The following is a 6,470-nucleotide window of genomic DNA, read 5'->3' as shown; positions in this document are numbered from 1 at the left end:
TAGCTCAGAAGTCGGTACTAAACGTGCTATATCAAAACCAGTCCTTGAAAAACGTGGACTGGTTTCGTGTTTGGATTATTACCTTGAACGACATGTGTTAAAAGTTAGTTGAACCGCCGTATGCCGAACGGCACGTACGGTGGTGTGAGAGGGGCTAGAGATTATCCCCTACTCGATTGATACTCTTCGAAAATCTCTTCAAACCACATCAGCTTCACCTTGCCGTAGGTATGGTTACTGACTTCGTCAGTTTCATCTACAACCTCAAAACTATGTTTTGAGCTGACTTCGTCAGTTTCATATGCAACCTCAAAACAGTGTTTTGAGCTGACTTCGTCAGTCTTATCTACACCCTCAAAGCAGTGCTTTGAGCAACCTGCGGCTAGCTTCCTAGTTTGCTTTTTGATTTTCATTGAGTATGAGTTTAGCGGTTGTCAATTTTCTCTGGATAAAGGTCGTGTTGGAAGAGGCGTTGTTCTGCCAAGCCTTCATACTTAGTTCCTGGCTTACCGTAATTGTAGTAGGGGTCAATTGAGATGCCACCGCGTGGAGTGAATTTTCCCCAAACCTCCAAATAGCGAGGGTCTAGCAAGTTGACCAAGTCTTTCCCGATGGTGTTGATACAGTTTTCGTGGAAATCTCCGTGGTTTCGGTAGCTAAAGAGGTAGAGTTTGAGGGATTTTGACTCAACACAGAGCTTGTCAGGAATGTAGGAAATATAGATAGTTGCAAAGTCTGGCTGAGCAGTGATTGGGCAAAGTGAGGTAAATTCAGGACAGTTAAATTTGATGAAATAGTCATTTTCCACATGACGATTGTCAAAGGATTCGAGGATTTCTGGTTGATATTCGAAAATGTAGTTGGTTTCTTTGTTGCCCAGTAGGCTTAGGTTTTTCATTTCTTCTTGTTGTGACATGATTTTTTCTTTCTAATCTTAAACTCCACGTTGGTTATCGTAGAGGAGGGTATGCAGTTGAGGAAGGACGCGGACATTGCCCCAGCTATCATCAGCGGCGATGCGTTCCCAAAGTTCTTTGAGTCGGTCTAGTTGGTCTTGGACAATATTGCCTGTGGCCTTGGGCTCAGGATTTCCTGCTGATAAGAAGAGAACATCTGGTTGGTAGCGCTCTTGTATGCCTCGGGCAAAGGCCAAATCTGCATCATCAAAGACAGGGATTTTAAAGGTGACCTTGTCTGGATCCAGTTGGGAAACGATAAAGTCCAAGGTCTCAAAGTTGACTTCCATCTTGGATGAAGGAGGTTTGGGACTGAGGGTGACCTGGTCGATGTCTTTTAACCAATTTTGCCAGCGGGAGCCTTGGGTCTCAACAGCCAGAGTGACACCACGTTCCTTGAGTTTGGTGACGAGTTCAGCCATGTTGGCTGCTAGGATAGCAGGATTTCCCCCAGATAGGGTTACATAGTCATAGCTCCCCAATTTATCCAAGGCAGCAATGACCTCGTCAGCTGTCATACGAGTTGGCTTTTCAGAGCCATCCCAAGTAAAGGCAGAATCGCACCAGTCGCAGTGATAGTCGCAACCAGCAGTGCGGACAAACATGGTTTTCTGCCCGATTGCACGGCCTTCGCCTTGAAAGGTTGGGCCGAAAATTTCCAGAACTGGTAGTTTGAGGACACGTTCCCTAGTCATCTAACCACTCCCGTCTAAACTCCGCAAAGGCAGTCGGAGTCTCATAGAGGCGAACGTATTCCAAACGGAGACCACGTTCGTCTGGCAACTCTTGGTCCATGGTTTGGAAAATCCAGTAAACCATATTTTCAGCAGTCGTGTTCATATAGGGAAGAGTTTCATTGAGATAGCGATGATCCAAGTGGGGCTCTAAGTAGTTCTTGTAGATTGCTTTGATGTCTCCAAAATCGTAGGTCATGCCACGTTCATCTAAAAATCCACTGACAGCAATCTGCAGATGATAGGTGTGACCATGAAGGGATTTGCATTTTCCCTCATAGTGAAAGAGGTGGTGGGCAGCATCGAAGGTAAACTCTTTTGATACCAAGGTTCTGTGAGGGTTGTAGACCAGAGACTCCCCGGTTTCCTGTTTGATTTCTTTGGGTGCAAAAAACATTAGGCTTCTCCTTTCTGTGAGAGATAAACATTTAACCCATGTTGACGTAGGTGGCAGGCTGGGCAATCTCCACAACCACGTCCGATAATCCCGTTGTAGCAGGTTAAGGTCTTTTCACGAACATAGTCAAAGGCACCGAGTTGGTCAGCTAACTCCCAAGTTTCAGCCTTGTCTAGCCACATGAGAGGTGTTTGGATAACGAAGTCGTAATCCATGGCAAGGTTGAGGGTAACATTAAGGGATTTGACAAAGACATCTCGACAATCGGGGTAGCCTGAGAAGTCTGTCTCGCAGACACCTGTCACGATATCTTTAATGCCTCGTTGCTTGGCAAGGACTGCCGCAAAGGATAGAAAGAGGTGGTTGCGACCATCAACAAAGGTATTGGGAACCTCCCCCTCTTTTTGCTCGATTTCCAGATCGGAGGTCAAGGCATTTTCAGTGATTTGTCCCAGCAGAGACATATCTAAGATGTGATGACGAATTCCTTGTTCCTCAGCGATTTCTTGGGCAACTTGAATTTCGAGATGATGACGTTGACCGTAGGCAAAGGTGACAGCTTCGACTGTTTCATAGTGTTCTTTAGCCCAAAAGAGGCAGGTTGTAGAATCTTGACCGCCACTAAAGACGACCAAGGCTGATTGACGTTTCATAGTACTCCTTCCAAAATGGGGAATGTTCAGAGCACGCAAAAAGCTCCCTTGAGGGAGCTAAAAAATACCAAATCGAGGTTTTTTTTAGCGATGGCATGTCCCAAACATCGTAATATTCTACCTATAGTCTAGCATATTTTTTGAAAAATGGCAAAGGGCAAGAAAAAAGAGACCAAAGCAAGTACTTGGTCTCTCAGTTGATTAGCTCAATTCAGCAACGATGGCCTTGATTTGGTCTGCTGTGTGAACACCAGCAACTTGTTTCACCACTTGGCCGTCTTTTTTGAAGAGAAGAGTTGGGATAGACATGATTCCAAAGGCACGAGCTGTGTTTGGATTTTCATCAACGTCCATTTTAACGATTTTCAAAACATCTTCTGAAAGTTCTTCAGACAATTTGTCCAAGATTGGACCTTGCATACGACATGGACCACACCAAGTTGCCCAAAAGTCTACCAAGACCAAACCGTCTTTTGTTTCTTGTTCGAATGTTGCATCTGTAATTGTTTTTGCCATTGTATTTCTCCTTTTTTTAGTTATATTGGCTTAAATCTTGTTTCTTGAGATAGAAGAAGATATCTCCATAAGTTCCATGGTAGTCCAAATCATGACCGTTATAGGTTAATTTTTGGACAGGGTAGTAGTCTGCGACGCCGATAAGGCAAGCTTGTTGTGAACGATCAAAGTCTTCATAGGATTCGAAAGTCACAGTTCTTTCGTTCTTACTGGCGTCTAGATAAGTAATTTCGATCATATAAAACTCCTTTGTTTAATCTTGACTTTATTTTACTCCTTGTAAAAGAGAATGTCAATAAAAATGATTGCGCACGCAACTTTTTTCTAAAATCATCTTAAATCAAGAAATCCAAACCAGTTTCCAAGCTTTCTTCGACAGCCTTTTGTAGAGAGGCCAGTGTTTTTTGCCCATCACTTGTCAGGCAGATAAAACTAGAGCGTCTATCTTGATGGCAGCACATGCGACTGAGTAGACCGCAATTTTTAGCTTCCAAGCGAGCCACCATCCTAGAAACTGCGCTCGGGCTCAGATGAAGCTTATCTGGCAGGTCAATCTGGCGTAGAGATTTTTCTTGGGCCAAGTCCAGATAGTAGAGCAGGTAGAACTCTTTCAAGGTCAGACTTTGCTCGCTCTGTTGGGCAATGGTCTCTTCCAGGAGACTTTCAATTTCTTTCTGACGCCGATTGAAGTCAAACCATTTTTCCAAATAGGTCATAGTGTCTCCTTTCTTTTTAGAGTCATAAATAGAAGAAAGTCCATTAACGGGCAGTCTCTGCGTCACAAGATGATTGCGCATGCAATAATTATACTACTTTTCAAGAATGCTGGCAAGTTCTGTTTTTTAGTGGTTTTCTTTTTTACTGTCCATATTTTTGTAAAAATCAACTTTTACTTGGATGAAGGTCTTGGCTTCACGTAGGAGTTGAAGAAGGGTAGCGCGGGTTTCAAATTCTTCTCTTGTCTTGGGCAGACTGCGGTTTCGGAAGACTTCCAGATAGCGTTCGATTTCATCTAGCAAATCAGAAGCAGGATTGGTCTGGCTCAGTTGACCTGCAATTTTTGAAAAGAGTTGAGCCAAAATCAGGCTCTCACTGGCAGCTAGGTGACAGGTGTTGATTTGCTGGGCCATATTTCGCAGGATACGACTTTGTAGCTGTCTCATCTCAAAGTAGTGAATATGGTAATCAGTCTGGTGAAAGAGGTGGTCTGAGTGATCCAAATAGACCAGTCTGAGGGCTTCTTCCAAAAGGGTGTCCAATTCTTCCACCAGCTGTGCTCGGTTGCGTCCATCCCCTCTGGATAAATAATATTTGAAGCGTAGGAGGATGTCTTTTAACTTTTCTTCTACCAATGTGTGGTAGTGATGAATTTCCTCTTCTCGTGAAGGCATGTAGAGATTGACCAGTAAAGCAAATCCTGTACCGATAGCAAAGAGAAAGAATTCATTGACTAGAAGGTCTGGAGAGGTTGACTCTTGTACCAAGAGATGGCTAACCAAAACAGTGCTTGGTGTGATGCCAATTTCCCAGCCCATCTTGTAAGCTAGAGGCACATAGAAGGCAAGATAGAGACCAAGGCTCCAGATATGAAATCCGCTCAAGTGAAAAGCTAGAACACCGATAGCCAGAGCTAGGAGCATGGAAAAGAGGCGATTGCGAGCCAGTTTTAAAGTACTTCTACGCGTATCAGATAGGCTCAAGAGAGCGATAATTCCAGCCGAAATTGCTGAGGAAAGATTGAGAAAATAAGCAAGAAAACAGGCAAGACAGGTAGCTAAGATGAGCTTGGTCGTACGTTGGCTAATAGACATAAGAGTTTCCTAATAAGTTAGAATAAAAGCGTAAAAGACAAGACCTGAGCAGGCTTGCCTTTATGAGTTATTTTTTACGGGCTGCTGTGTATTCGGCAACGGCAGTAAAGAGGACGTCTGTAGAAGAGTTAAGGGCTGTTTCACATGAGTCTTGGATGACCCCAATCACAAATCCAACCCCAACAACTTGCATGGCAATATCGTTAGAAATACCGAAAAGGCTACAAGCAACTGGGATAAGAAGGAGGGAACCTCCCGCAATACCAGAAGCACCGCAGGCTGAGATAGCTGCTACCACACTGAGGACAAAGGCTGTGGCAAAGTCAACAGGGATTCCAAGAGTATTTACCGCAGCAAGGGTCAAAACGTTAATGGTAATCGCTGCTCCAGCCATGTTGATAGTAGAGCCAAGTGGGATAGAAACAGAATAGGTATCTGGGTTGAGTCCAAGGTCATGGCAGAGTTTCATGTTGACAGGAATGTTAGCCGCAGAACTACGAGTGAAGAAGGCTGTCACACCGCTGACACGGAGGCAGTTCCAAACTAGAGGGTAAGGGTTGCGTCTCATAAAGAAGAAGGCAATCAAAGGGTTGACCACAAGGGCAACAAAAAGCATAGTCGTTACTAATAGAACCAATAAAATACCGTAGTTGGCAAGGCTTCCGATTCCCTTGTCAGAAATGGTTTTAAAAACAAGACCAAGGATTCCAAATGGAGCCAGATTGATGATCCATTCGACAATTTTAGAAGTCACGTCAGCGATAGTTTTTAGTAATTCTTTACTATTTTTGCTGGCCTCTCTCATAGCAATTCCAAAAATGACTGCCCAAGATAAGATTCCAATATAGTTAGCAGTAAGCAGGGCGTTGACTGGATTGTCAACCGGTTTGAGCAAGAGGTTGCTGAGGACCTGTCCAATCCCATCTGGTGGAGCAATATCGGTATTAGCACTATTTAGGGTGATTTCAATAGGGACGATGAAACTTGCTAGTACAGCTACAAGAGCAGCGGCAAAAGTTCCTAGGATATACAAGAAAACAACAGTTTTCATATTGCTATCTTGTCCCTTTTGATGTTGGGAAAGGGCATTAGCAACGAGAGCAAAGACTAGGATAGGAGCAACAGCTTTTAGACCTCCAACGAATAAATCCCCGAGTAGCCCAATTTCTGAGAGATTAGGAAGGGTCAGTCCTAGAATTCCCCCACAAAGCATACCAATCAAGATACGCTTGACAAGGCTTGCCTTGTTCCAAGCATGAATGATTCTTTTCATAATAATCTCCTTTCTGTGTAGTGATTATGATTATAGTATAAACGATAGACAAAATCAAGAATTTTCTGTCTATTTTTTGAATATTTATGGATAATGAGACTGATGAAAATATGGTATAATCCCGACTTTA

General features: G+C 43.6%; 10 protein-coding genes. All 10 read right to left on the bottom strand.

What is annotated here, in order from left to right:
• Positions 1-161 precede the first annotated feature (161 nt).
• Complete coding sequence (locus HT729_RS12290) at positions 162-413, bottom strand: hypothetical protein (RefSeq protein ID WP_240164449.1); 252 nt, start codon at positions 411-413, stop codon at positions 162-164.
• A gap of 11 nt (positions 414-424) precedes the next feature.
• Positions 425-916, bottom strand: a complete 492-nt coding sequence (queF, locus tag HT729_RS11330) for a preQ(1) synthase (RefSeq protein WP_023938863.1) — start codon at positions 914-916, stop codon at positions 425-427.
• Between the two features lie 18 nt (positions 917-934).
• Positions 935-1,651 (bottom strand): 7-carboxy-7-deazaguanine synthase QueE, encoded by a 717-nt coding sequence (gene queE / locus HT729_RS11325; RefSeq protein WP_023938861.1) that lies wholly within the window; start codon positions 1,649-1,651, stop codon positions 935-937.
• Complete coding sequence (gene queD, locus HT729_RS11320) at positions 1,644-2,087, bottom strand: 6-carboxytetrahydropterin synthase QueD (RefSeq protein WP_023941074.1); 444 nt, start codon at positions 2,085-2,087, stop codon at positions 1,644-1,646. Before queD ends, queE begins: the two co-directional genes overlap by 8 nt.
• Positions 2,087-2,740, bottom strand: a complete 654-nt coding sequence (queC, locus tag HT729_RS11315; protein WP_138702628.1) for a 7-cyano-7-deazaguanine synthase QueC — start codon at positions 2,738-2,740, stop codon at positions 2,087-2,089. The genes queD and queC overlap by 1 nt, the downstream gene beginning before the upstream one ends.
• Before the next feature lie 201 nt (positions 2,741-2,941).
• Positions 2,942-3,256, bottom strand: a complete 315-nt coding sequence (trxA, locus tag HT729_RS11310; protein ID WP_001140463.1) for a thioredoxin — start codon at positions 3,254-3,256, stop codon at positions 2,942-2,944.
• 16 nt (positions 3,257-3,272) lie between these two features.
• The gene (locus tag HT729_RS11305; protein ID WP_000570255.1) at positions 3,273-3,494 is read right to left on the bottom strand and encodes a DUF4649 family protein; all 222 of its coding nucleotides are present in this window, start codon (positions 3,492-3,494) and stop codon (positions 3,273-3,275) included.
• A 97-nt stretch (positions 3,495-3,591) separates the two neighbouring features.
• A complete protein-coding gene (locus HT729_RS11300) occupies positions 3,592-3,972 on the bottom strand; it encodes a MarR family transcriptional regulator (protein ID WP_000221631.1) in 381 nt (126 codons plus the stop codon).
• A 126-nt stretch (positions 3,973-4,098) separates the two neighbouring features.
• Positions 4,099-5,067: an aromatic acid exporter family protein gene (locus HT729_RS11295; RefSeq protein ID WP_023937243.1), complete on the bottom strand. Its 969-nt coding sequence runs from the start codon at positions 5,065-5,067 to the stop codon at positions 4,099-4,101.
• 67 nt (positions 5,068-5,134) lie between these two features.
• Positions 5,135-6,340 carry a serine/threonine transporter SstT gene (gene sstT / locus HT729_RS11290; RefSeq protein WP_172921604.1) on the bottom strand — a complete coding sequence of 402 codons (1,206 nt, stop codon included), beginning with the start codon at positions 6,338-6,340 and terminating at the stop codon, positions 5,135-5,137.
• Positions 6,341-6,470 lie beyond the last annotated feature (130 nt).

This window comes from Streptococcus sp. 79 (assembly GCF_013277425.1).
Lineage (GTDB): Bacteria > Bacillota > Bacilli > Lactobacillales > Streptococcaceae > Streptococcus > Streptococcus pseudopneumoniae.
Note: the sequence above shows the minus strand (reverse complement) of the source record. Positions and strands in the feature narration are given on the sequence as shown.